A 23740-nucleotide genomic window follows, 5' to 3' on the forward strand; every position below is an offset into this window, starting at 1 on the left:
ATGATGAAACGTAAATTCAAAATGTCAGCCGTTGCTTTGGTGCTAGGTGCAGGTGCTGTATTCAGTGCACCTGCGGCACTAGCCCAGTCATCACCTGTTGTTTGTCCGGGTTACGAGAAGGGCAAAACAACGTTAGTGGGTGAGCGTACTGGTAAAAAAGTACAAAAAGCGTTTGAAGCTTATAATGAAGATCGCATCGATGAAGCATTAAATATTCTTTATGAAATCGATCCTTCTGAAGACTTCGACAAAGCCTATGTTGACCGTTTCATTGGTAACCTTCTTGCATCGCAAGAAGGCCAAGGCGGTAAAGCAATGGGTTACTTAGTTAGCTCAGTTGAAAACAAAGTACTTAATGACACAGAGCATTCTCAAACACTAAAATTAATTGGTGATTTGAGCATGCAGGAAACGAAGTATACTGATGCGATTAAGTGGTATAACGCATGGATGGACTTTACGTGTAAAGAAGATCCAGACGTTTATACTCGTTTAGCTCAGGCGTACTATGAGTCTGGTCAATTAGACAAAATGGTAGAGCCTGCTGATAAAGCGATTGCGCTTTATGAAAAGCCGAACAAAAACCCTTATGTGCTTAAGCTCACCTCATTCTATGAACGTAAGATGTTTGCTCAAACGGTAGAAGTTGCAGAAGAGTTAGTGCGTAACTTCCCTGAAGAGCCACGTTGGTGGACGCAGTTAGGATTTTTCTACCTTACGGTAGAGGATTACAAAAAAGGTTTATCAACCTTTGAAATTGCGTACAACGAAGGTTTTCTTAAGAAAGCGAACGAGATTAAAACACTTGCTCAGTTGTTCCAAACAAACGGTATGCCTTACAAGGCAGCTAAAATTTTGGAAAAACACGTAGCGTCAGGTTTGCTTGAAGATGATGCTGATATGATTGCTAACATTGCGAATGCATATCACCAGGCGAAGAACTACGACGACGCCGCTAGCCTATACGGAAAAGCAGCAGCGAAAAGTTCAGATCCTGAGCATTACAGAAAACAAGGCACGCTTTTGCTAGTAGCTGAAGATTATAAAGGTGCAATCAAGGCCTTAAATCAAGCGCTAGAACGTGGTGCTGAAGACCCTGAAAAGATTCACTTCACTCTAATGGAAGCGAATTTCTACGCGGGTAACTTCAAAGCGGCTTATAACCACGTGCAACAAGCTAAAAAGGATCGCTCGCTACGTCGTAACGCGTCAGCTTGGGAGCCGTACATTAAAGAAAAAGCGAAAAACCGCGGTATTAATATCTAGTTTTTGCTTTGATAGTGTCGTTAAAAGCCTCCTTAGTGGAGGCTTTTTTGTGTCTGCGGCTTAGCGTGTTTACCCGTTTGCAAATGTGGCTTCAAACAGAAGGTGCTTAGTATACTCCCTCAGCGTTTGAACAAGGGCTTTATTATTCGTACATCCAAAAATGTTCCTTAGTGATGGTTTATCTAAAGGATGTAAGTGAAATGCTAGTTGAAGAGATAACGGCAGAGCTTGCGGTGTACCTTCAGCGGAATAGGGTACAAATCTATTAAGACTGTTTTCTAGGTGCTGGAACTCAAGTGTGTTGTGTAAGCACGCCAGCGCATAAGCGCTTTGTTCAAGGCTTTTTATGCCCCGAGTAAATCCGTTTAACCGCTTTGTATATAGCGCCTTTAGCGACGTGGGGAGTTCATCTAGCGAGGTTGGGGGAACATAGTTTTCTTGCTGAAAGATACACGCAAGTAAATCAGCTAGCTTCTCAAAGCTTTTTGACACAGGTTTTATAATTAACGCACTTCTTTCGCCACTGGCTTTATTCACTTTGTCGCCCTTTTCTACACAGGTAAAACCATTGGCCTTCCAAAATTTATTGAGCCTCGTTGATTGCCCGTAGGAAGAGGTTAAGCAATCCACGTGGTGTGCGTTTGCGGCTTGTGACAACGCGCTAACCATGTGTGAGCCCAGTCCTTTGTTTTGAAAGTCGGGGTGAACTGCAATGCGATTAATACGCCAATATAGGTGGGTAGCAACATGAGCAAGGCCTGTTATTGTGGCAAGCTTTTGAGCACTTAAATGGCCTTGTGGGCGTCTTAGCCCATTGGCAATATCGACAGCCAAGGGCGCTAAACATTCGCCTCCTTCAATATGAATTACCGCTACACCCACAATAACCTTTTCCGCAAACGCTAAAAAGCAACGGGATTCGTGGCTGTCTAATAGACGCATTTGGTCATCTGGTGTGGTTTGGTAGTGTGCTAAAGAAAGTAGCTGCATTACTTGCTGTAGCGCGGGTTCCGATAATGTATGCAGCGGCTTTTCAATTACCTGAATGGCGTTAACCATGGCGCTTGTATTATGCGTATGCAAACTTTGCGCATGGCTGTTACCACTGTCAAACAAGCATAGGGTATTTGTTATTGTCTCTAAGCTATCATCTGGCACCCAACGTAGAGGTTCATTTAAGTGGTAAACAGGTACCTCCCTCTGTTGCAACTTGGGTAACAGCCTTAATACAAATCCTCTTCCACTGCCTTCATAGCCATGCAAAGTGGTGCCTAACAGCCAGTTTTCCTGGGCTGCTACACACTTTGTGAGTATAGGTATAGGGAGTGAAGCGGCTTCGTCTACCACTAATAGGTCGCAATGGTGGTTAATAAGTTTGGGGTTGTCCGTTGCCATCCACTTAAGCACCCCTCCCGTTTGTTTATCCACAAAGGTGTGCTTTTCTGTCTGCTCTAGGTGGCTATTCGCTGCTTTACAGTGCTTGAATAAGTTAGCGACATTTTGATGTACGGTACTCGTTACAAAGACGGTTTGTCCGCGTTTAAGGGTGTCAGCACATATTATGCCCATTAATGCTGATTTACCTCTCCCCCTAGGCGCAGTAATCACGGCCTTATTTTCTGTATTTTGTGACCATGCACCATAGGCCGTATGTTGCGAAGGCGTCATTACCTTGAAGAAGGCAGAATGAGGGACGTCGCTCATTTTGCTATTGTTGCCCCCGCATTGCTGTTTAATGGGGGCGAGGTATGTTTTGTTGGGACCCCATAGGGAAATGTCTTTGCTGTGGTTGATGTAGTTTATCCACCGAGAAATACCGTGGCTTACCGTGCATTCAAATCCAAAAGACACTTTTTGTGCTGGCGGGGCTAAGTGCCACGTATCGAAATTGGGGCAGCACAGAATCAGGCACCCCCCGTATCGCAGTGTACCGCTGAGAGCAAGCACATCACTGGGAGAAAAACCATGGTGGCAGTACATCACCGCCACGTCGTACTCGTTACCTAAAAGGTGCTTTCTTAAGTTACTGTTCGCTTGAGCGCTGTCGGCAAGTTCATTATAGATGATGAAGGAAATGTCGAGGTCACTCTGTGCTTTTGTCGGCCGTTGCTCGAGTTGTTTCACTTTTTCTTGGCATGCCTCAAGGGTCCCCGTAATGACCAACATCCTACGATGGGTCATTTGCCATTGTTCAGTTAGGTAAGGGGAATATAGCCAGTCGTAAACAGAATTGTACGCCATAAAGAGCTTTTTTCGGTATAATCTGCGTCTATAGTAACGATTAATGCTAAGGAATTCGAATGCGCTTTCTGTCAAGACGCTTAGTTATGCCCAATGATTTAAATTATGCTAATTCTCTGTTTGGGGGGCGAGCGCTAGAATGGATTGATGAAGAAGCGGCGATATGGGCCATTTGTCAGCTAGAGACAAACTGCCTCGTCACTAAGCATATTGGCGAAATCAGTTTTGAGTCTCCTGCATTGCAAGGGGATATTGTTGAATTTGGATTAGAAACAAAAGCCGTAGGTAGAACGTCCATTACGGTAAGCTGTTTAGTTCGCAACAAAGCCACCAAGAAAACCATTTGTTTTGCAGATGATGTGGTTTTTGTCAAAGTTGATCCTGAAACTCGCCAGCCTACAGCACATGGTAAAACGCTAGAAGGGCTTAAGGCGCAAACCGACGATGAAGTTCGTCGCCTCAATTTAAATCTCGACGAATAAAAAAGGGCGATTAAAAAGAATGTAACTTGCTTAACGTGTTTGTCGACATGATGGGACATACCGTTGTTCAACGAGTTACTGGTTAATTTTTCTGGTTGACCGAGTCTATTGAACTGGTAGACTCCCAATCATTAACGTTCCTAAGTTTTAGGTGCGTTTGTTTTATACCAAGGGGTGTCCGTTTTACGGTCTGAGATCCACATCAAGTGGGAACCCTTACACCTGATCCGGATAATACCGGCGTAGGGATGGTCGACAATACAGCCGTATCCTCTTTCGCTGAGCCCGGATCTTTTTTCTTACAAAGAACAAGAGATCCTATGTACAAGAACCTTTTTACTCTTACTCTCATTGCTAGTTCACTTTCTGCATATGCACAATCTACCGATGTGCAAAATATTGATGACGCTGACGCAAGTACTCATGACATAGAGCGCATCCTAGTAAGCGGCGATTTCAGGGAGGTAACGCTCGATCAACTCAGCGCTAGCGCAACCATATTGAATCAAGCACGTTTAAGTAGCCGTCAACCGTCTCATATTGACAGCGTATTAAATAGTGTGCCTAACGTTAACTTCAGCGCAGGGGCGTCCCGAGGCCGGTTTATTCAAATTCGGGGAATTGGTGAGCGAAGTCAGTTTGCAGAGCCTATCAACCCATCTGTCAGTTTTATTGTTGATGAGTTTGATTTCTCAGGCTTAGCGGCAGCCGGCCTTATTTTTGATACCCAGCAATTAGATGTTTACCGTGGGCCACAAGCTACACTGTATGGTACGGGCGCCTTAGCGGGTGCGGTGAAGTTATCTAGTAATAAAGTAGGTAGTGAGTCGCCCAAGTATGTTGAGGCGCGGCTAGGCAGCAAAGACAGTTATCGGGTGGAAGCGGCGGCCGGCGATGATATTAACACCGATTGGGGATATCGGGTTGCGCTGGTTCACAACCGTAGCGATGGTTTCGTAGAAAACATCTATTTAAACAGAGACGATACAAACAATATCGATGAAACTGCCATGCGCTTAAGTGTGGAGGGTAATGCCGATGAGCGAACCACACTTGCGTTCACTTACCGTTGGTACGATATCGACAATGGCTATGATGCATTTTCACTTGATAATGATAATAAGACCTTATCGGACGAACCAGGTTTTGATGAACACCAAACCCATGCGGTCAGCGCGCGCTCTACCACTCGCACTCATGCAGGTGATTTCATTCTTATTGCCACTCATGCTTCTCACAATATTGCCTATGGGTATGATGAAGATTGGACTTACACCGGTTTTCATCCGTGGGGATATACTTCGTTTGACGCCTACTACAGAGAAGTCGAAACGCAAACCGGAGAAGTGCGTTTTGTATCTTCAGAAAACGCAGCGTTATTGAATGGCAAAACCGATTGGACGATAGGCGCTTTCTACAAAGGCTCGGAAGAAGCGTTATTGCGTCAATACACCTATTTAGACGGTGACTTCAGGAGTGAATATACGCCCACCACGACCGCAATATACGGGCAGACCGACACGCGCTTAAGCGATAACTTGACACTAGTTGCTGGGTTAAGACTAGAAAACTATGACTTTGATTACGCAGATAACGACGGTTTAACGCGCGCATTCGATACCACCATGGTGGGAGGCAAGCTAGCGCTTCAATACACGCAAAATGATCATTTTTATTATGCGAGTGTTTCTAGAGGCTTTAAAGGTGCAGGCTTTAATACCGACAGCAGAGTAAGCGACGAACAACGGTTTTATGATGAGGAATATAACTGGAACTATGAAGTTGGGGTGAAAGGTCCGCTATTGAGTGATGTGTTAAGTGCCCGCGCCGCTATTTTCTATATGGACAGAACAGATACACAGATCAGTGATTTTGATGTCATTACTCGTGACGACGGTACTGCAGGCTTCGTGGATATTATCGATAATGCAGATTTAGGCACAAATAAAGGGGCAGAACTTGAACTCGTTTGGTTAGCTCTAGAAAACTGGCAACTCAATGCAAGTGTTGGATATTTGAGTGCCACCTTCGAAGGTTATACGTTGGCTGATGGCACACAAGTAAACGAGCAACGTCAAGCTCAATCTCCAAAATGGACTGCTAACCTTTATAGTGAGTATTTACTAACGGATAGTATTACTTGGCGCGTCGATGTTGATTACAAAGACACGTATCGTTTCTCTGATGGTCATGACGTCATGGCGCCATCTACCACCTTGGTCAACTCAGAACTGTTAATTGAAAACGGACCATGGCAAACATCGTTGTGGATTCAAAACGCATTCGATAGAACCTACTACACCCGAGGTTTTGGTGGATTCAGCAATGATCCAAGAGATGAGTACGCGTTTAACGAACCATACTACCAACTGGGTAATGGGCGCCAATATGGTGTCACTGTGAAATATGAATTTTAAGGTATAAAGGAGAACGAATATGCAAGTTATGGTTGAATTGTCGTTGTACCCATTAGTCAATGAGTACATACCTCCTATTCAAGCCTTTATTGACAGGCTTAATGCCTATACAGAACTTAGCGTGACCACCTGCTCAACGAGCACGCAAGTCACGGGTGAGTATAATGATGTACTGCCAATTCTAGGTAAGGAAATGCAACGTACTCATGAAGAAGTAGGGCAAGCTATTTTTGTGGCTAAGTTTCTCAACTTTGATGCCATGCAAGCAAGAAAGTCATCCTAGTGAGTGACTTTACTTCCCACTTTTTAAGTCAAATAGCCGCGACTTCACCACTAGAGTGGGTCGCTGTTCTATTAGCCATCGGGTATGTGCTGTTGGCAGCAAAACAAAATAGCTGGTGCTGGCTTTGTGCGTTTGTTAGTACCGCGATTTATACGTGGCTGTTTTGGCAAGTGACTTTACCTTTTCAATCGGCCCTCAACTTCTTCTATATGATAATGGCGGGATATGGCTATTATCAGTGGTCTAAGGGCGGTACCGACAGTTCAGAAACCAAGCCTGTGCGTTCTTGGCCGCTATGGATTCATGTCACCATTGTGCCTAGTTTACTGATAGGCGCTTGGTTGTTAACCCAGGCTGCAGCTTCGCAGTTTAACAGTGATTATTTATTGCTAGATGCGTGTATTAATGTATTAAGCGTTGTGACGACGTTTATGGTTGCGCACAAAGTGTTACAGAATTGGGTGTATTGGTTTTTCATCAATCTTGCTTCTGCCTATTTGTACTTACAAGTTGGGTATGCACTATCAGCGTGTCTGTTTTTAGGCTATGTCGGGTTTTCATTATTTGGTTACTATCAATGGCTGTTGCAATGGAAAGGGCAAAATGAACGAGAGAGACATACTGCTTCGCTTACAGAAACCACTTAAGCTTTCTACTGCCGCGACCTTACAGCGCCATCCTGCAGGGGAAGTTAACCACGTATTCCAATTGCAAGATGTTCATTTAAACGCAGCGGTAAAGTGGTTAGGTGAAGATAGCTTTAGTGGCGTTAATCGCCGCAGCCAATTTGACCTTCAACAGCAGCTAGCTGCATTGGGCGTGGCGCCTTTACCACTGTGGCTAAGTCACGACGAAACCCTGTGGGTAGAAGCCTGGGTAGAAGATACGCCGAGTACTCACAGCGCTGAACAAAGCAATCAAAATAAGGGTGAGGTTAGCCCAGCGACATTGGCCTCTGTATTGGCTTATATTCATGGCGTGTCTGTAGAGGCTGAGCCGCTTCATTTAGTGAATCGTTGGCGGCACTATATCAATGTGGCTCAACTTCCAGAAGGTAGCGAACTATTAAAGCGTGCCCAAGGGTTAGAAGCACAGGTCATCGAAAGCGAAGCTCGCCCTGGTGACAAGGTGCTATGTCATAATGATTTATTAAAAGGGCATGTGCTTTTTGCGCGTTGTCAGCCTCCCTTATTAATTGATTGGGAATATGCCGCAATGGGGAATCGGTATTTTGATCTGGCGTCCTGTTGCAGCATCAATCAGCTTTCTGAGAAAGAGAGTAAAACCCTTGTGACAGGTTATGCAAATATCCTAGGTATTAACCCTGACTATGCATTTGCACAGTACCAAACGCATCTTGCTATTGTGCACGTCACCGACAGCTTGTGGCGGTGCGCGATGAATAGAACTCGCTAGGTTTTTACTGATATAGATTGAAAAATCAACGCATTGATGGTTAATTAAGCATGAAGACAGTGAAGGCAATAAAAAGGCTTTACCTTTTTAATGCCATCCGTATAATGCACAGCGCGCTAGGGGTGTAGTTCGAATTGGTAGAACAGCGGTCTCCAAAACCGATGGTTGGGGGTTCGAGTCCCTCCACCCCTGCCACTTTTCCTTACGGTTATTTTCCATCATTCTGAAACGCCTGAAGTTATCTACTTTAATGCCGTTATCATCTTCTTTTTATCCTAGTGTTTGTTTTTATTGTCATTGCTAACTCTATTAGTGAATCAAGAAATTCCTACGTGTCATGAATAGCCATTCAACATTGCAGGTGATTCAAGTACACTTACTCGCTCACGAATAGGTTAGTCATTTTTAGTTAGGCATTTTTATGGCGTTTACTCAGTATCAACAGGCTGTGTTACAAGAAATGGGCATTCAAGTTTGGATTTCCAAAGACGCCTATTTGGATAAGTCCGCCACCGATGAGAGAAAAGCGGCAAACTCCATTTTTGGTGCTAACCCTGTAGGACCGATAGACGCGAAACCTGTTTCTCAACAGGAGAAGCAAAGTCGTTTAGCACAGCTTCGCGCGCAAGTGGAAAGCAAAGAAACGAGCCCTAAGCCCAAACCGTCTGTGACAGATTCGCCGCAACAGGGTATTCCACTTAGCGCAGAGCAAAAGCGTGATAGTGCCCAGTGGCTATCAGATCTTACCCTTGCGTGTGTGCAAATAGGCTTGTCTTCATCTCTAGTGAACATTGTCATTGATACATCATTGCGTGTTGACGCTAACGCAATTAGGTTACCTGCCTTGCCCCACAAATTAAGCGCGGCGCAAAAAAAAGCACTGTGGCACGCTTTAGTTAGCGCGAGTCAATCAAAGGGCCATGCTTAAGTAATGTCTCTTTGTCTTGTTAACGATGATACCTTAAAGCGCGATTTTGAAGCTGCGTATCACATCCACAAAAGCGTACAGGTCACTCCGTGGTCTTTTGCCACCTTTGCTGATAGCTTTAAAACGCCTTACTACGGTGTATTCGCATACGAAGATGGGCAAGTTATTGGTTATGCCATTATGCTTGAAGTCCTCGACGAAGCGACATTAATGGATATTGCTGTCGCGCAAAGTACGCGAGGAAAAGGTGTAGGAAAAGCGTTGCTAGACCTTGTAATTCGTACTTCCTGTCACCACCTAATGCGTGAAATCTGGCTGGATGTCAGAGAAAGTAATCACACCGCTATCGGGCTTTATTTATCCCGTGGTTTCGAACATATTGATATACGTAAGAACTATTACACCACCGCAACAGGTAAAGAAAACGCGTTGGTGATGAAACATCAGTGTTCGCCTAGCGCTCGTTAGCGGTTATCGAAGAGGATTTATGCAAAAGGTATTCAATAAAGCGATAGTGTCGTTTAAACGGTTTTCCATTAATGTGGTGACCTACCGTGAAGGGCATCATGTGTTGAAGCACAACGACCCCATGGGTGAAGGCCGCTACTTTAAATTCAATGTTGTGCTTAAGAAACCGCAGAAAGGCGGGCATTTTTTCGCTGAAAAAGTGATTTTTAATCTCTTTAATCGTGTCTATTTCTTCCGCCCCGATAAATACATGCATAGCGTCAGTAAAATTGAAAAAGGGCAGCGAACCTTACTGTCTATCGCCGTTTTAGTGTAGCTTGCTATAGGTGTAATGAAAAGTTGACCATTTGGTCTATAAAAAAGCATTAACTTATCGTTACACCGTTTTATTTCCTCTTAAATTCGCTTATATTGCGCCCGCTGTAACCTGGGTCTCCCGACACTGGGTTAATCCATCTTGTCTTGTTATTTTAGTTTTTCAGGTTTACACCATGTCTATCGTGTTATCAGAAGATAAAACGCAATCTACCGGCATTAAAATGCTACTAGTTGCCGTACTGTGTTTAGGGTTAAATTGGCCAGGCATGAAGGTGGGGCTGGAGATCGTGGGGCCAATATGGATGGTGTGTCTGCGGTTTTTGTTAAGCTTGCCTGTCATTGCCCTGTTTGTGCTTATCACAAAAAAACGCCTACCCCGATTGAATCGTCGCGATCGCGCTGTGGTGCTAATGGTCGCTTTCTTCCAATTTACCTTGTCTATGGGGCTGATCACCGTTTCTTTGCAGTTTATCCCAGCAGGGACAGCCAGCATTCTTATCTATACAACACCGCTTTGGATGTTGCTGATTGATACTGTTTGGTATCGTCACAAACCGCCGGCTAAACGCCTTTTATTAACCGGCGTATCTACTATAGGGTGCGGCATGATTTTAATGGCTTCTGGTCAACCTGGCGCTTGGTTGCCATTATCAGGAATGTTATTGGCATCGGCGCTTTGGGCGGTAGCTATACGCCGAGTGTCATTCCACAAATGGCAGGGCAGTGTTATTGAAGCCGTCTTTTGGCAGTTTACTTTCGCAGGCGCCCTTATGTTAGCGTTAGCGTTTGCCTTTGAGCCTATGCCTAAGTTTACGGAATATCACTGGCAAGACTGGTTATTGTTAACCTATATTGGCCCAGTGGCGACCGGTTTGGGATTTGGTTTAATGGTGGCCGCGGGGCCCAAACTTCCCCCAGACAGAATTGCACTTATTTCAACCTTAACGCCCATAGTGGGGTACGTAAGCTCAGTGGTAATACTAGGTGAAACGCTCTTATTTAGTGTTGTTGCTGGCGCAGTACTTATGATTGCGGCGCTTGTGGTCAACGGTGTGTCGCAAAAAACACTCAAAAAGGTGTTTAAGCTGAAATAGCCAGTGGCTTATAAGATTAGCCTTGGGGTTATGAAGTCTAGAAACGCGGTAATTCGCGACGACACTGCACTGTTCCTGTAATAAACCGCTTGTATCTGCTCTCTAGGGTTGGGTGAAATAATATCGTTTTCAAAAACCGGTACAAGTGCACCTTGCTGAATGTCTTTATGTATCATGAAGTGGGATAAAAAGGCGATACCTTGGCCCGCTAAACAAAGGTGGCGAATGGTTTCGCCACTGGATGCCCGCAACGCATAGTGAAGCGATTGAAGCGGTATCTTTTGCTTCAACGGCAGCTTATTCAAATTCGCTCCGTCACTAAACCCAATTAACATATGATCCGTTAAGGTAGTCGCATCACCGTTAATGGGGTGAGCGCGCAGGTAGTCGGGGCTTGCCACTAAATGTAAGCGGCTTCGACCTAATTGCTTCGCATGTAAGTTAGAGTCGTCTAATTCGCCAATGCGTATGGCAATATCGGTTTTATGTTCAAGTAGGTCGATAATACTATCGTGGCTGGTCATATCTAAGGTTATCTCGGGATACGCTTGTCGAAACTCGCCGACCAAAGGCGCAAGCTGATGCAAAACAAACGGGCTCGCTGCATCTACCCGAAGTTTGCCAGAAGGCGAATGCTTTAATAGCCGCAGCGCTTCTTCACCTTTCTCTAAAGTGTTTAGGCCATCACGGGTGTATTGAAGAAATAACTGGCCTTCTTCGGTTAATTCCAGTCTTCGAGTGGTACGATTTAGCAGGGTGACTCCCAATGTATCTTCCAATCTAGACACTGCACGACTGACCTTTGCAACTTGCTGCTCAAGTAAATTTGCAGCGCCGGAAAAGCTGCCAGTGTCTACCACGGTAACAAATGCTTCTAAATCTTCTGATTTCGTCGATACTGGCATTCCATGAACTCTTCTTTTTCATTTTCTACAAAAGTATTTTGTCATTAATGCTGTTTTTTGCAAAAGAAAATATCGTCAAACTGTGCGCACTTAATCACTAACCCTTGTCTCTGCCCGCCTATTTGCCACTTTGTGCAGGTGGAAACATTAACTTTTATGAGGAAAAACAATGCCTATTGCATTATTTGCGTTAACATTAAGTGCGTTTGCTATTGGCACGACCGAATTTGTTATTGTGGGGCTTGTCCCTACGATTGCCGCTGATCTTGGTGTGACTTTACCTAGCGCTGGTTTATTAGTGAGTCTTTATGCCGTGGGTGTGGCGGTTGGCGCCCCTGTGTTGACAGCATTAACTGGAAAATGGAACAGAAAGCACGTTCTGTTAAGCCTCATGGCACTCTTTGTAGCGGGTAATCTGCTTGCTTGGCAAGCGCCAAGCTACGAGAGTTTAATACTCGCTCGCATTCTTACCGGCCTTGCCCACGGTGTGTTCTTTTCAATTGGCTCTACCATTGCCACTAGCTTGGTCGCGAAAGAAAAAGAAGCCAGCGCCATAGCAATTATGTTTACCGGGCTTACTGTTGCCTTAGTAACAGGCGTCCCTCTTGGTACATGGATTGGTCAGAGCTTCGGCTGGCGCGCGACCTTCTTAGTGGTATCTGCTCTTGGCACGCTTGCGCTTATCGGCAGTGCATTATTAGTACCCAACAACTTAAAGCAAAGTAAACCCGCCACACTTGGTGAGCAAATGAAGGTATTGGTTCAACCTCGCTTGGTGCTGGTTTATCTCATGACAATTTTAGGGTATGGCGGTACGTTTACCGCGTTCACTTACCTCGCGCCTATATTGCAGGAAGAAGCAGGGTTTGCGCCATCAGCGATAAGCTTAATCATGTTGGTTTACGGAGCTTCGGTTGCTGTAGGAAACATTTATGGCGGTAAATTGGCCGACAAGAAGGGCCCAATCCGCGCACTAACCATTATTTTCTCAGCGCTCGCTGTCATCTTATTTGCGCTGACGTTTACCATGGGCAGTAAAGTGGCCGCAGTGATCACCGTGTTGGTATGGGGCGCCTTCGCTTTCGGAAACGTACCTGGCCTTCAAGTGTATGTAGTACAACTAGCTGAGAAGTTTACCCCCAATGCGGTTGATGTTGCCTCTGGTTTAAATATAGCGGCGTTTAACATTGGCATTGCTCTTGGCTCAATTATCGGTGGTGCTATTGTTGACGGCATGCAGTTATCTGATACCGCATGGGTCGGTGCACTTATCTCTGTCGCCGCGCTGGTGGTAACTCGCTTTAGCGGTCATTTAGACAAGCGCGCGCTGGCGTAAGCGATGAAGCGCCGATAAAATGCCACCGCTTCGGGGTTGAAACTGGTGCAAACGGGCTTATCAAAGAAGGCGACTATAAAAACGTTTGCAATAGCGCCGCTGAAGTGGGAACTGGCACACGGTTTAGTCACTATCCCATCGTCGACTAAGCGCAAGAACTTGGAAACCAATTTCAAAGCCCTTGGACTGACCCTAGACGCAGAAGATGTTGCATACATTGACGCGCTTGACTGTGGCGACCGTCAAGCTACGCCTGATTTTGCGCCCGAGTGGGACTAAAAAGCCTTTATTATCACGTTTCGCCCTTTATCCTTGGCGGTATAAAGGGCTTTATCAGCTCGCCGAAAGGCGCAAACAATATCACTGGAGCTTTCACAGAGTGTCCAGCCGAAACTTGCCCCTATTGTTCGACCTTGAAGTGCTTCAATACGTAGGGCATTAATATTCGCATGTACATCATTAAGCTGTGCTGCAAATGCATCGAGGTCATCATTAAGTGTCTTTTGATAAGCTGGATACCGTTGAACAATAGCAAACTCTTCACCACCATACCGGGCCGCAACCTGCTTATCATTATTTAAAGGGGAGAGAAGTTCAGCAATTGTTTTTAATACTTCATCGCCAATATCATGCCCGAACGTGTCATTAATGCTTTTGAAATGATCTAAGTCGATTAACGCCACGGCAAGAACCTCGTCTTCTTCATTGCCATGAGTAAACGTATTATCGACAAACAAGTCTAGTGTTCGTCGGTTCGGTAGGTTGGTAAGGCTGTCTTTTGATGCAATGTCTGCAAGTGTCTTGTTCGTGTCTTCAAGGGCTTTAGTGCGCTCTTTTACCAATGCCTCTAATTTCGATGTTTGTTCGCTCCTAAGTTTAGCCGCCCGCTTTTGTGTATCCCGTTCCCGTTGAACCACTTTCACCATGTAGTTAGCAGTTAGCGAAACCATGAACAAGCAAGTAAGTACAATGCCGGTCATAAAGGTGGCGATAGGTTCAAGATATAAATCAACGTTGAACAGGGCAATAATAGTGAGTACCAGTGTACTAAAGGTAACAGGCGCCATAGCAGCAGCAAGCCATTTTGCCCGGTCTGAGCCCCGCTTGTGCTCTACATAAATAACAATGCCCGCAGTAATAATAAAAGGGAAAAAGAGCAATACAGGTAGTCTAAGGGCTAGGTCTAACCCCAGTGTTTGCCATAGTAAAAGCCCTGCAAATGGCACGAGTAAACAGAACCGCTTAATATGTTTTGCGCCATAAACGGAGTGCCCTTCTTTTGCCAAACTTTGAAGCAAAACCCAAAAAGCACTCAGTAAGACAGCGTAAATGCTGAGGGCGTAGGAAATGTCATTAAGGTAGGGGGATGAAGGCCAAAGTATTTCAAACGCATAGCCAAAAACTCTGAAAAACCAAAAGGTCGTAGAGAAAATAAATGCCGCAAAACTTAAAAATACCCAATTTCGGCTAGTAATAAAGCCCACAAGACACAAGGCAGTAAGCAGCGCCATCGCACCGAAAAAAGCCATATCTCGCTGCAAGGTTTTTACATAGCGTTGATTAAAATACTCAGGCGTCCCTAACGTAAAGGTATACCGCAATATTTCCCCCTGCATATACCCGCGGAATTCGGTTTCACTTGATGGCGATAAAATGGAGGGGAAGTGGTAGTTAGGTGCATTCACCGGGCGTGTTGAATATGGCGAATCGTCACCGGTTTCCCACACTGACACGCCATCGGTGACCACTAAAACCTTCATAGCTGGGAAGCCAATAGAAAACCAAACCGGAACAAGCTTTTCTAATTCATTGTGAACGCTAACTTTAAAGTGAAGGTATTGGTGAGTTTGCCTTGGCAAGCGGCTAGGGTCGTCTACCCATAGTTCTTCGCCGGTTAACGTTGGTTTGTCGCTGATGGTGTAAAGTACATTGCTGTCTAGGGCAAGCTCCACTTTGGGATTTTTAAAAAATGCAGCTGCTTCTACACAATGGCTTGTAATAAGTATCATAAACATCGATACAACAACTCTCAGCATACACCTTCCCTGTACTTCGCAATTCTATTTTATTATCGGATGAATATAGCACAGTATTTACATTTTTAAGTATGAGAAAAGTACAATATGGCGATAGTACTTTATCAACGTGAGACTGGCCAAGTCGCCGACAAAGTGTCTAATTTCTTGTGGTTCGCTCTACTGTTACGCCCAGTAAAATGCTAAAATCCGCGCAATTATTTGCCAAGCCGAATCAAGCGTTTTGCTGCAACATCTTATTTGCGCGGAAAAGCATTGCTTATCCGTTATAAAACGCGCCCGTAAACCAAGCGTGAACGGGGATAATAGATAACGAAGATAAGTATTAATGTCAGATCAAAAGCTTTTAGAAGAGATTAAAAAGCGACGTACGTTCGCCATCATATCGCACCCGGATGCGGGTAAAACCACCATTACTGAAAAAGTATTGTTGTTTGGACGCGCGCTACAAACCGCCGGTACCGTGAAAGGTAAAAAGTCAGGCCAGCATGCAAAGTCAGACTGGATGGAAATGGAAAAAGAGCGTGGTATCTCGGTCACCACCTCGGTTATGCAGTTTCCCTACAGCGACCATTTGGTAAACCTGCTAGATACCCCAGGGCACGAAGATTTTTCAGAAGATACTTATCGTACGCTAACGGCCGTTGACTCCTGTTTAATGGTTATCGATGCCGCCAAAGGGGTAGAAGATAGAACCCGTAAGTTGATGGAAGTCACTCGCTTGCGCGATACCCCAATCATCACTTTTATGAACAAGCTTGACCGCGATATTCGCGACCCAATGGAGCTGCTTGATGAAGTAGAAACCGAGCTTGATATCTTGTGTGCGCCAATCACGTGGCCTATTGGCTGTGGTAAAAGCTTTAAAGGGGTTTATCACCTTCATAGGGACGAAACTATTCTGTATCAAAGTGGCCACGGCCACACCATTCAAGATGTGCGCATTATTAAGGGGCTAGACAACCCAGAGCTGGAAACGGCAGTGGGTAGCGACCTTGCCGAAACCTTGCGCGACGAGCTTGAGCTGGTGCGCGGCGCATCGAATGAGTTTGATCAAGAGCTATTCCGTGAAGGTCAGTTAACACCGGTATTCTTCGGTACAGCATTGGGGAACTTTGGTGTTGACCACATGCTTGACGGCTTGGTTGAGTGGGCGCCAGCACCACTTGGCCGCGAAACTGAAGAAGGCACTATCGAGAGCTCCGACGGCAAGTTCAGCGGTTTCGTGTTTAAGATTCAGGCTAACATGGACCCGAAACACCGTGACCGTATTGCGTTTTGTCGTATCGTGTCAGGCAAATACGAAAAGGGCATGAAAATGCGCAACAGCCGCTTAGGCAAAGACGTGCGTATTTCTGATGCATTAACCTTTTTAGCAGGTGACCGTTCTCTGCTGGAAGAAGCGTATGCTGGCGATATTATCGGCCTGCATAACCACGGTACTATCCGTATTGGCGATACTTTCACGTCAGGGGATAACTACCGCTTTACCGGTATTCCAAACTTTGCGCCCGAGCTATTTAAGCGAATTCGCTTAAAAGATCCGTTGAAGCAAAAACAATTGCTTAAGGGGCTTATTCAGCTATCCGAAGAAGGCGCGGTTCAAGTATTCCGCCCCCTTGCAAATAACGATTTGATTGTTGGGGCGGTAGGTGTGCTTCAGTTTGATGTGGTTGTGGCGCGTTTAAAAGCGGAATACAACGTAGATGCACTTTACGAGCACATTAACGTAGCAACTGCCCGCTGGGTATACTCTGGTGATGAGAAAAAGCTTGATGAATTCCGCCGTAAAGGTGAGCAAAACCTGGCTTTAGATGGTGGCGACAACCTAACGTATATCGCACCGACTATGGTGAATTTACAGCTAGCGCAAGAGCGCTACCCTGATATTCAATTTACGAACACGCGCGAAAATTAAGAAAAGATACATTATGAATATACATGCACTATTAGTTAACCGTTTCACTGAAGCTCTACAAGAGATGGGCGTAGAAAATGCGCCAGTGCCAGTATCGCGCAGTGCTCGACCAGAGTTTGGTGAATATCAGTTTAATGGCGCCATGGCGCTGGCTAAGCAGCTTAAGCAAAAGCCTCGTGATATTGCAGAAAAAATCGTTGAGACAGTAAAGCTCGACGATATTGCCAGCAAGCTAGAAGTGGCGGGCCCTGGCTTTATCAACGTTCATCTAAACGACGCATGGTTGTCTAATCAATGTGAACTGTCGTTAACCGACCCTCGGTTAGGCATCGCAAAGTCGCCTGAGCAAAACATTGTAGTAGATTACTCATCGCCTAACTTGGCGAAAGAGATGCACGTAGGGCACTTGCGTACCACCATTATTGGCGACGCGGTAGTTAAGGTACTCGAGTTCTTGGGCCACAACGTAATTCGTCAAAACCACATGGGTGACTGGGGCACACAGTTCGGCATGTTGCTTGCGCACCTTTCAGATAAGTTGCAAGAAGAAGTGGCCGAAACAGCCCTGTCTGACCTTGAAGACTTTTATCGCGAAGCCAAAGTACGTTTCGATGAAGAAGAAGGCTTTGCCGACCGTGCCCGTGAATACGTAGTTAAGCTACAGGGCGGCGATGCACAGTGCCTAGCGCTGTGGGAAAAGTTTATCGATGTGTCTATTGCCCACTCTGAAGAAGTGTACGACAAGCTAAACGTAAGCCTTACGCGCAAAGACATTATGGGTGAGTCGGCGTATAACGAAGACCTAGCCAACGTCATTAGCGACCTTAAAGCGAAAGGCATTGCGGTAGAAGACCAAGGTGCTCAGGTGGTGTTTATTCCTGAGCTTGCCGATAAAGAAGGCAACCCTGCGGTATATATTGTGCAAAAATCTGGTGGCGGCTATTTATATGCCACCACCGACCTTGCGGCTATGCGCTATCGCAGCGGCAAGTTAAATGCCGACCGTACCCTTATTCTTACCGACGCTCGCCAAGCGCTGCACTTTAAGCAAACGGAAATTGTAGGCCGTAAAGCAGGCTTCATGAAAGAAGAGCAAACCTACGAGCACTGCCCATTTGGCATGATGCTAGGCAGTGACGGCAAGCCATTTAAAACCCGTACTGGCGGAACCGTTAAGCTCGTTGAACTGCTTGATGAAGCGGTAGAACGTGCAGGTAAACTCATTGCCGAGCGCGACAACGATTTAAGCGAAGAAGAGCTTAAAGAAGTCGCTCGCAAGGTAGGTATTGGCGCGGTGAAATACGCCGACCTTTCTAAAAACCGTACGACCGATTACATGTTCAACTGGGATTCAATGCTAAGCTTTGAAGGTAACACTGCGCCTTACCTTCAATACGCCTACACCCGTGTGAAGAGCTTGTTTAGAAAAGCGGGTGTTGATATGGCTACTATGCCGGTAGATATTACTATTGTTGAAAAACAAGAGCACGCACTAGCCGTATTGCTTATGCAGTTTGAAGAAGTGATTGGTCTGGTATCGCGCGAAGCGACGCCTCACGTGTTGTGTACGTACCTTTACGATGTAGCGTCAGCATTCATGACATTCTATGAAGCGTGCCCAATGCTGAAAGAGGGTATAGAGCCACAAGTACGCGATAGCCGCTTGGCGTTGTCTGCATTGGTGGCGAATACACTGAAACAAGGGTTAACGCTGTTGGGAATTGAAACACTAGAAAAAATGTAAGAGTCTGCGCAGACGCTCACTATTTCGGTGTATGTCGAATAGTTCACTAAGCTAAATACGAAAAAGCTAACACCGAGTGTTAGCTTTTTTTTATGCTCATAATCCGCTTTTTTTGGTTTTAACGGTAATTATGGCTAATTTACCCTGTGTAAGATAACAGTAGGTGAGAAAAGTGCTACTGTACGAAAGTAACAATTAATAAAAATTGTAAAACGAGAAGAATAAAGAGTAACAGGGACATCAACTGATGATAAAAAGAAATATGCTTGGCGCAGCACTCGCGACCTTAGTCGTGGCGGGGTGTGCAGCTACACAAAAAGACGACATTACGACAGAGACTATGGAAGTAAAACCTACCTTAACCCTTGATAGAATTTATCAAGATCGTGAATTCACGGGCGAGCGAAGCACTTATTTCACGTGGCTAAAAGATGGTTCTGGTTTTACGGTACTGGAAAAACGAGAAACAGTATTAGACGCCAAAGATGAGGACAGCGAAAAAAGCGGTATTGACGCGCTCAGCGATGTAGTGGGTGAAAATGAATCGTCAGTATCCGGTTTCGACATTGTTTTTTACAAGCCAGACAGTACGGGAAGAAAAGTTCTGGTTAACTTTGAAAACCTTATTCCCGAAGGCGAAGAGAAACCCATAAGCATTGAACGCTACAGTTGGTCTGAAGATGGCAAGTGGTTGCTGGTATTCACGAATGGGCAAAAAGTTTGGCGTTCAAAGAGCCGTGGCGATTTCTACGTGCTGAATTTGGAAACAAATGCGTTAATGCAATTGGGAGGTGAACAGCCCGGTGATGCCAAGTTGATGTTCGCTAAATTTTCGCCAGACAGTAAGTATGTGGCTTGGGTAAGAGACAATAATATTTTTATGCAGCCTGTGGGCAGCAACAATGTTGAGCAATTGACCACAGACGGCGATGACAGCATCGTAAATGGTAATTTCGATTGGGTATACGAAGAAGAATTTGGTATTCGTGATGGATTTAGGTGGAGCCCAGACAGCCAGCGCATTGCATATTGGCAACTTGATACATCTGGGGTGAAAACCTTTACCATGATCAATAATACAGACGCGCTGTATCCAACGTTAACCACATTCCCTTACCCGAAAGCGGGAGAGCAGAACTCTGCCGTAAAAGTGGGTGTCGTGGATATTACCAACAAACAAACCCATTGGGCGCAATTAGCGGGAGATAACAGAGACCGCTATATTCCACGGATTTCTTGGGCTGGAAAAGGTGAAACCTTACTTATTCAAGACGTAAACCGCCCGCAAAATACCAACACATTGTGGACATTTGATTGGCAGAAAAACACAGTCACGAATATCTTCACAGACAAAGATGACGCCTTTCTAGAATGGTACTACGACGCCACCTTTATTAACGACGGCGAAGCGTTTATCTGGCATAGCGAAAGAGATGGATGGCGTCATTTATATAAAATTGCCAAAGATGGCAGTCGTGTTGTTGACCTCACGCCGGGCGAATATGACATAGTGGATTTATTGGCGGTGAGTGAAAAAAACAATGCTCTTTATTTCACTGCTTCTCCAGAAGATGTATCGCAGCGCTACTTATATAAAGCAAGCCTAGATGGGACTTCTTCTGTACAGCGTATTACCCCAGAATCGTTTACGGGTACGAATAGTTATTATATGTCGGAAGACGGATCTTATGCCCGCCATAGTTTCAGTAACTTTACCACAGCACCTATGCGCCAAGTGATTAAAGTGGAAGGGCATGAGCCGGTAAAAACCCTTGTGACCAATGACGAGCTTAACGAAAAGTTGGCGCAAGAAAACTTACCTTCCCATGAGTTTTTCCAGGTTCAAGCGCAAGATGGCGTTACCCTTGATGGCTATATTATGTTTCCCCCGGATATGGATCCAAGTAAAAAGTATCCTATTATCTTCTACGTTTACGGTGAACCTTGGGGGCAAACCGTAAAAGATAGCTGGCGTGGTGGCAGTTATCTATGGGACGCTATGATGACGCAAAAAGGCTATATCGTGGCTTCTGTGGATAATAGAGGCACACGTGCGCCTAAAGGGCGAGACTGGCGTAAATCTATATACAAAGAACTTGGGGTCATTACCGTTCGCGATCAATCGGATGCTCTTAACGCAATGGCAGAGCGTTGGTCAGTAATCGATACCGATCGTGTTGGTGTGTGGGGGCATTCTGGTGGTGGTACGCAAACTCTAAACTTATTGTTTAGATATCCAGAGCAGTACAAAGTGGGTGTGGCAGTGGCACCGGTACCTGACTTGAGCTTGTATGACACAATTTACCAAGAGCGTTATTCGGGCAATCCCAAAACCGATCCTGAATCTTACAAGCACAGTTCGGCAATTTATTATGCCGATGGTCTGCAAGGTGACTTGTTATTGATACATGGCACTGGCGATGACAATGTGCATTACCAAGGCTCAGAACGGTTAATCAACGAATTGATTAAGCATAATAAGCAATTCGACTTTATGTCTTATCCCAATCGTTCCCATGGCATTTATGAAGGTAAAAATACCACTCGTCATCTTAAAACCCTGATAAGTGATTACTTTATCGAACACTTGTAATGGCTAAGCGTTGATAGTGAAAGGCTGGCTAAATCCCAGCCTTTTTTATTGACTAAATGGTCAAATAATTATCACGAGGGATTGTTGTTTTAAACATAACTCGGTATAACATGGTTTTAGCATTGTCATGGATGCCCCCTTGAACCGAGTTTTCCTTACCGCTATTGCCTTTATGAGCTATATGATAATGGCGGGCTTATTAACCCAAATTGGGGTTATTTTGAACGCTGTTTCTAGCGTGCTTGGAAGTACGCCTTCACAATCCGTTGGGGTCTTTTCTGGGCTAACCGGCGGGGCGCTTTGTGGTACTTTTATCTCTCTATTCTTATACGCTAAATTCTCGCTAAAGCCGATACTGCTAACGAATTACAGTGTGTTTCTGTGTGCCTTGTTAGCGTTATCAATAAGCCAGCCTAACCAATTTTTTAGCCTAGCCATACTTTTGTTTGTACTAGGTGTATGTTGTGGCTGTGGGTTATCTGGTGGTGCGGTGATTATTTCTAAAACGTATCACGAAGCGAAACGAGCATCAGCGTTTATTGCCACTGACTGTGCCTTTAGTGCTGCCGGCTATATTTTCCCTTCTTTAGCCGCGGTAATAATAGCAAGCCACTACGAATGGACCCTTAGCTACGCAGCGGTAGGTGCGCTTGCGTTGGCATTGTGGGGGCTAGTGTTTTTTGCCACGTTTCCGAAAACAGAGGCCGATGAAACAGGCGAACTATCTGCATTACAGCAGTTTACCGGTATTCTTACGCCACGTGTATGCCTGATTGCCCTTGGCGTGTGTATTTATCTAATCTCACAAACTACTTTTTTAACCTGGTCCCCTAATTATCTGCAAGCGGCATTTGGGCTAAGTGAAACTAAGGCTGCCAGCGTTGTGGGTAATTATTGGGGGATGTCTATTTTTGGACTTATTTCGGCGGCAATTTTGGTAAATAAAGTGCCGCAACGACGCTTTTTAATGATAGTAGCAGTGCTGGCCAGCGTGTTTACACTTGGCTTCGTACTTATTGAGCAAGGCACGCAGTTTTTGCTGTTAAGTTACTTTTTTGGCTTTGCGACTACCTGTATTTATAAGCTTGCTATGTCAGTGGGCTCGCAACAGCTACCTCGCGCTCCAGCCGTATTAATCACCTTTTTACTGTTTAGTGGCAGTATTGGAAGCACGCTTGCACCGGCGCTGTCAGGTTGGGTGGTAGGGCAATTTGGCGTTCATAGCGCCATGACAATGGCATGGTTAGGGTATTTGCTGGTGGCGCTTTTATTTGGCGCCTGTCTGTGGCTAGAAAAGCGCCATCAAGGTGTGCGCCATACAATGAAAGAAGGAATATAAGGTGGAGAAAATTATATTTGATACCGACCCTGGTATTGATGATGCAATGGCTATTTTGTTCGCGCAAGCGTGTTCAAACATTGACTTAATTGGCATAACTACAGGCTTTGGAAATGCAAATATTGCCACGGCAACCCGTAATGCGTTGTTTTTGAAAAAGCAATTTAAACTCGCTGCCGATGTTGCACGGGGAGCCGCAGAGCCTTTAGTTATTCCTGTGGATGAGCCTGCCGATTTTGTTCACGGCGACAATGGGTTAGGGAACATTGATATAGACGAAAGCAACTTGCCCAGCGTTGCCCCTTTAGCCGCCCCTGATTATATTATTGAAAAGTTAAAGGAAAGCCCAGGTGAAATTACGCTGGTTGCCGTAGGTCGCATGACCAATTTAGCGCTGGCTCTGCGTAAGTGCCCAGAAATAAAAAGTTTGGTTAAGCAAGTAGTTATCATGGGCGGGGCGTTTGGACACAATGGTAAAACGGGAAATGTAACCCCCTTTGCAGAAGCCAATATTATTGGCGACCCTCACGCAGCTGACGAAGTGCTTAGGGCCGATTGGCCTGTCACTGTGGTGGGATTAGATGTGACAACCAAAACGATAATGAGCAATGCGTACTTACATGGGTTACAAAAAACGTCGCCTAAGTACGGAAAGTTTATTTACGATATTACGCGGTTTTATGCCAATTTCCATCAACAAACCGACCAGGTAGATGGCATTTATGTACATGATTCCTCGGCAATAATGTACGTAAGCGCACCTCATCTCTTTACTACAGTAGAAGGCCCTATCCGAGTGATTACAGAAGGGCCTGCTATTGGGCATACCATGCAAAAGACGCAAACAAAACGTTACCCGGTTGATGCATGGTCAGATTATCCATCACAAAAAGTTTGCTGTGATGTTGATGTGGAAAACTACCTGCGAATTTACCAGCAGGAACTGGCTAACTAGC

The 23740-nt window shown here is 45.2% G+C and carries 20 protein-coding genes, 1 tRNA gene and 1 riboswitch; of the genes, 18 read left to right on the forward strand and 3 right to left on the reverse strand.

Going from position 1 to position 23740, the window contains the following annotated elements; genetic code table 11:
- Complete coding sequence (locus tag EP13_RS05435; protein WP_081869444.1) at window positions 1–1266, forward strand: tetratricopeptide repeat protein; 1266 nt, start codon at window positions 1–3, stop codon at window positions 1264–1266.
- Between the two features lie 69 nt (window positions 1267–1335).
- Here EP13_RS05435 and EP13_RS05440 read toward each other — a convergent pair whose 3' ends face one another.
- Entirely contained in the window at window positions 1336–3507 is a 2172-nt protein-coding gene (locus EP13_RS05440) for a GNAT family N-acetyltransferase (RefSeq protein WP_081869445.1), read from the reverse strand.
- Window positions 3508–3566: 59 nt separating this feature from the next.
- On the opposite strand from EP13_RS05440, the gene EP13_RS05445 reads away from it, so the two are divergent.
- From EP13_RS05445 to EP13_RS05490, 10 genes are all read left to right on the forward strand, one after another.
- On the forward strand, window positions 3567–3989 hold the full coding sequence (locus tag EP13_RS05445; protein ID WP_044056406.1) for an acyl-CoA thioesterase: 423 nt from the start codon (window positions 3567–3569) through the stop codon (window positions 3987–3989).
- 160 nt (window positions 3990–4149) lie between these two features.
- Window positions 4150–4255, forward strand: a riboswitch (TPP riboswitch).
- 54 nt (window positions 4256–4309) lie between these two features.
- Window positions 4310–6406 carry a TonB-dependent receptor gene (locus EP13_RS05450; RefSeq protein ID WP_044056407.1) on the forward strand — a complete coding sequence of 699 codons (2097 nt, stop codon included), beginning with the start codon at window positions 4310–4312 and terminating at the stop codon, window positions 6404–6406.
- A 19-nt stretch (window positions 6407–6425) separates the two neighbouring features.
- Window positions 6426–6689, forward strand: a complete 264-nt coding sequence (locus tag EP13_RS05455) for a hypothetical protein (protein ID WP_044056408.1) — start codon at window positions 6426–6428, stop codon at window positions 6687–6689.
- The gene (gene pnuC, locus EP13_RS05460) at window positions 6689–7336 is read left to right on the forward strand and encodes a nicotinamide riboside transporter PnuC (protein WP_044056410.1); all 648 of its coding nucleotides are present in this window, start codon (window positions 6689–6691) and stop codon (window positions 7334–7336) included. Before EP13_RS05455 ends, pnuC begins: the two co-directional genes overlap by 1 nt.
- On the forward strand, window positions 7293–8105 hold the full coding sequence (locus EP13_RS05465; protein ID WP_044056411.1) for a phosphotransferase: 813 nt from the start codon (window positions 7293–7295) through the stop codon (window positions 8103–8105). The genes pnuC and EP13_RS05465 overlap by 44 nt, the downstream gene beginning before the upstream one ends.
- Before the next feature lie 118 nt (window positions 8106–8223).
- Window positions 8224–8300: transfer RNA gene (locus EP13_RS05470), tRNA-Trp, on the forward strand.
- Window positions 8301–8526: 226 nt separating this feature from the next.
- Window positions 8527–9033: a hypothetical protein gene (locus EP13_RS05475; protein WP_044056412.1), complete on the forward strand. Its 507-nt coding sequence runs from the start codon at window positions 8527–8529 to the stop codon at window positions 9031–9033.
- 3 nt (window positions 9034–9036) lie between these two features.
- On the forward strand, window positions 9037–9501 hold the full coding sequence (rimI, locus tag EP13_RS05480) for a ribosomal protein S18-alanine N-acetyltransferase (protein ID WP_044056413.1): 465 nt from the start codon (window positions 9037–9039) through the stop codon (window positions 9499–9501).
- 19 nt (window positions 9502–9520) lie between these two features.
- Window positions 9521–9817 (forward strand): 2OG-Fe(II) oxygenase family protein, encoded by a 297-nt coding sequence (locus tag EP13_RS05485; RefSeq protein WP_044056414.1) that lies wholly within the window; start codon window positions 9521–9523, stop codon window positions 9815–9817.
- Window positions 9818–9992: 175 nt separating this feature from the next.
- Window positions 9993–10913 (forward strand): DMT family transporter, encoded by a 921-nt coding sequence (locus EP13_RS05490; protein ID WP_044056415.1) that lies wholly within the window; start codon window positions 9993–9995, stop codon window positions 10911–10913.
- An 8-nt stretch (window positions 10914–10921) separates the two neighbouring features.
- Here the strand turns inward: EP13_RS05490 and EP13_RS05495 are convergent, their stop codons facing one another.
- On the reverse strand, window positions 10922–11818 hold the full coding sequence (locus EP13_RS05495) for a LysR family transcriptional regulator (RefSeq protein ID WP_044056416.1): 897 nt from the start codon (window positions 11816–11818) through the stop codon (window positions 10922–10924).
- Window positions 11819–11987: 169 nt separating this feature from the next.
- Here EP13_RS05495 and EP13_RS05500 point away from each other — a divergent pair, with 169 nt between their 5' ends.
- Together EP13_RS05500 and EP13_RS05505 are read left to right on the forward strand one after the other, a co-directional pair.
- The gene (locus EP13_RS05500) at window positions 11988–13154 is read left to right on the forward strand and encodes an MFS transporter (RefSeq protein ID WP_044056417.1); all 1167 of its coding nucleotides are present in this window, start codon (window positions 11988–11990) and stop codon (window positions 13152–13154) included.
- Between the two features lie 42 nt (window positions 13155–13196).
- Window positions 13197–13433 carry an aldo/keto reductase gene (locus EP13_RS05505; protein ID WP_332309694.1) on the forward strand — a complete coding sequence of 79 codons (237 nt, stop codon included), beginning with the start codon at window positions 13197–13199 and terminating at the stop codon, window positions 13431–13433.
- Here the strand turns inward: EP13_RS05505 and EP13_RS05510 are convergent.
- The gene (locus tag EP13_RS05510) at window positions 13430–15190 is read right to left on the reverse strand and encodes a GGDEF domain-containing protein (RefSeq protein ID WP_081869446.1); all 1761 of its coding nucleotides are present in this window, start codon (window positions 15188–15190) and stop codon (window positions 13430–13432) included. The two genes, EP13_RS05505 and EP13_RS05510, sit on opposite strands and share 4 nt — an antisense overlap.
- A gap of 328 nt (window positions 15191–15518) precedes the next feature.
- Between EP13_RS05510 and prfC the strand changes: the two genes are divergently transcribed.
- The 5 genes from prfC (at window position 15519) to EP13_RS05535 (ending at window position 23739) form a co-directional block, all read left to right on the forward strand.
- Entirely contained in the window at window positions 15519–17108 is a 1590-nt protein-coding gene (prfC, locus tag EP13_RS05515; RefSeq protein ID WP_044056420.1) for a peptide chain release factor 3, read from the forward strand.
- Window positions 17109–17121: 13 nt separating this feature from the next.
- A complete protein-coding gene (gene argS / locus EP13_RS05520; protein WP_044056421.1) occupies window positions 17122–18852 on the forward strand; it encodes an arginine--tRNA ligase in 1731 nt (576 codons plus the stop codon).
- 247 nt (window positions 18853–19099) lie between these two features.
- A complete protein-coding gene (locus EP13_RS05525) occupies window positions 19100–21445 on the forward strand; it encodes a S9 family peptidase (RefSeq protein WP_052364294.1) in 2346 nt (781 codons plus the stop codon).
- Between the two features lie 139 nt (window positions 21446–21584).
- Window positions 21585–22784, forward strand: coding sequence for an MFS transporter TsgA (gene tsgA / locus EP13_RS05530; protein WP_197035947.1), 1200 nt, complete (start codon window positions 21585–21587; stop codon window positions 22782–22784).
- A 1-nt stretch (window position 22785) separates the two neighbouring features.
- Window positions 22786–23739 carry a nucleoside hydrolase gene (locus EP13_RS05535; RefSeq protein ID WP_044056424.1) on the forward strand — a complete coding sequence of 318 codons (954 nt, stop codon included), beginning with the start codon at window positions 22786–22788 and terminating at the stop codon, window positions 23737–23739.
- The last annotated feature ends 1 nt before the right edge of the window (window position 23740 follow it).

The organism is Alteromonas australica (assembly GCF_000730385.1).
GTDB lineage: Bacteria > Pseudomonadota > Gammaproteobacteria > Enterobacterales > Alteromonadaceae > Alteromonas > Alteromonas australica.

What these genes read in the sequence shown, in the direction of transcription:
- EP13_RS05435 (WP_081869444.1), top strand. Translation starts at nt 1, where the DNA reads ATGATGAAACGTAAATTCAAAATGTCAGCCGTTGCTTTGGTGCTAGGT.
- EP13_RS05440 (WP_081869445.1), bottom strand. Translation starts at nt 3,507, where the DNA reads ATGGCGTACAATTCTGTTTACGACTGGCTATATTCCCCTTACCTAACT.
- EP13_RS05445 (WP_044056406.1), top strand. Translation starts at nt 3,567, where the DNA reads ATGCGCTTTCTGTCAAGACGCTTAGTTATGCCCAATGATTTAAATTAT.
- EP13_RS05450 (WP_044056407.1), top strand. Translation starts at nt 4,310, where the DNA reads ATGTACAAGAACCTTTTTACTCTTACTCTCATTGCTAGTTCACTTTCT.
- EP13_RS05455 (WP_044056408.1), top strand. Translation starts at nt 6,426, where the DNA reads ATGCAAGTTATGGTTGAATTGTCGTTGTACCCATTAGTCAATGAGTAC.
- EP13_RS05465 (WP_044056411.1), top strand. Translation starts at nt 7,293, where the DNA reads ATGAACGAGAGAGACATACTGCTTCGCTTACAGAAACCACTTAAGCTT.
- EP13_RS05475 (WP_044056412.1), top strand. Translation starts at nt 8,527, where the DNA reads ATGGCGTTTACTCAGTATCAACAGGCTGTGTTACAAGAAATGGGCATT.
- rimI (WP_044056413.1), top strand. Translation starts at nt 9,037, where the DNA reads ATGTCTCTTTGTCTTGTTAACGATGATACCTTAAAGCGCGATTTTGAA.
- EP13_RS05485 (WP_044056414.1), top strand. Translation starts at nt 9,521, where the DNA reads ATGCAAAAGGTATTCAATAAAGCGATAGTGTCGTTTAAACGGTTTTCC.
- EP13_RS05490 (WP_044056415.1), top strand. Translation starts at nt 9,993, where the DNA reads ATGTCTATCGTGTTATCAGAAGATAAAACGCAATCTACCGGCATTAAA.
- EP13_RS05495 (WP_044056416.1), bottom strand. Translation starts at nt 11,818, where the DNA reads ATGCCAGTATCGACGAAATCAGAAGATTTAGAAGCATTTGTTACCGTG.
- EP13_RS05500 (WP_044056417.1), top strand. Translation starts at nt 11,988, where the DNA reads ATGCCTATTGCATTATTTGCGTTAACATTAAGTGCGTTTGCTATTGGC.
- EP13_RS05510 (WP_081869446.1), bottom strand. Translation starts at nt 15,190, where the DNA reads ATGCTGAGAGTTGTTGTATCGATGTTTATGATACTTATTACAAGCCAT.
- prfC (WP_044056420.1), top strand. Translation starts at nt 15,519, where the DNA reads ATGTCAGATCAAAAGCTTTTAGAAGAGATTAAAAAGCGACGTACGTTC.
- argS (WP_044056421.1), top strand. Translation starts at nt 17,122, where the DNA reads ATGAATATACATGCACTATTAGTTAACCGTTTCACTGAAGCTCTACAA.
- EP13_RS05525 (WP_052364294.1), top strand. Translation starts at nt 19,100, where the DNA reads ATGATAAAAAGAAATATGCTTGGCGCAGCACTCGCGACCTTAGTCGTG.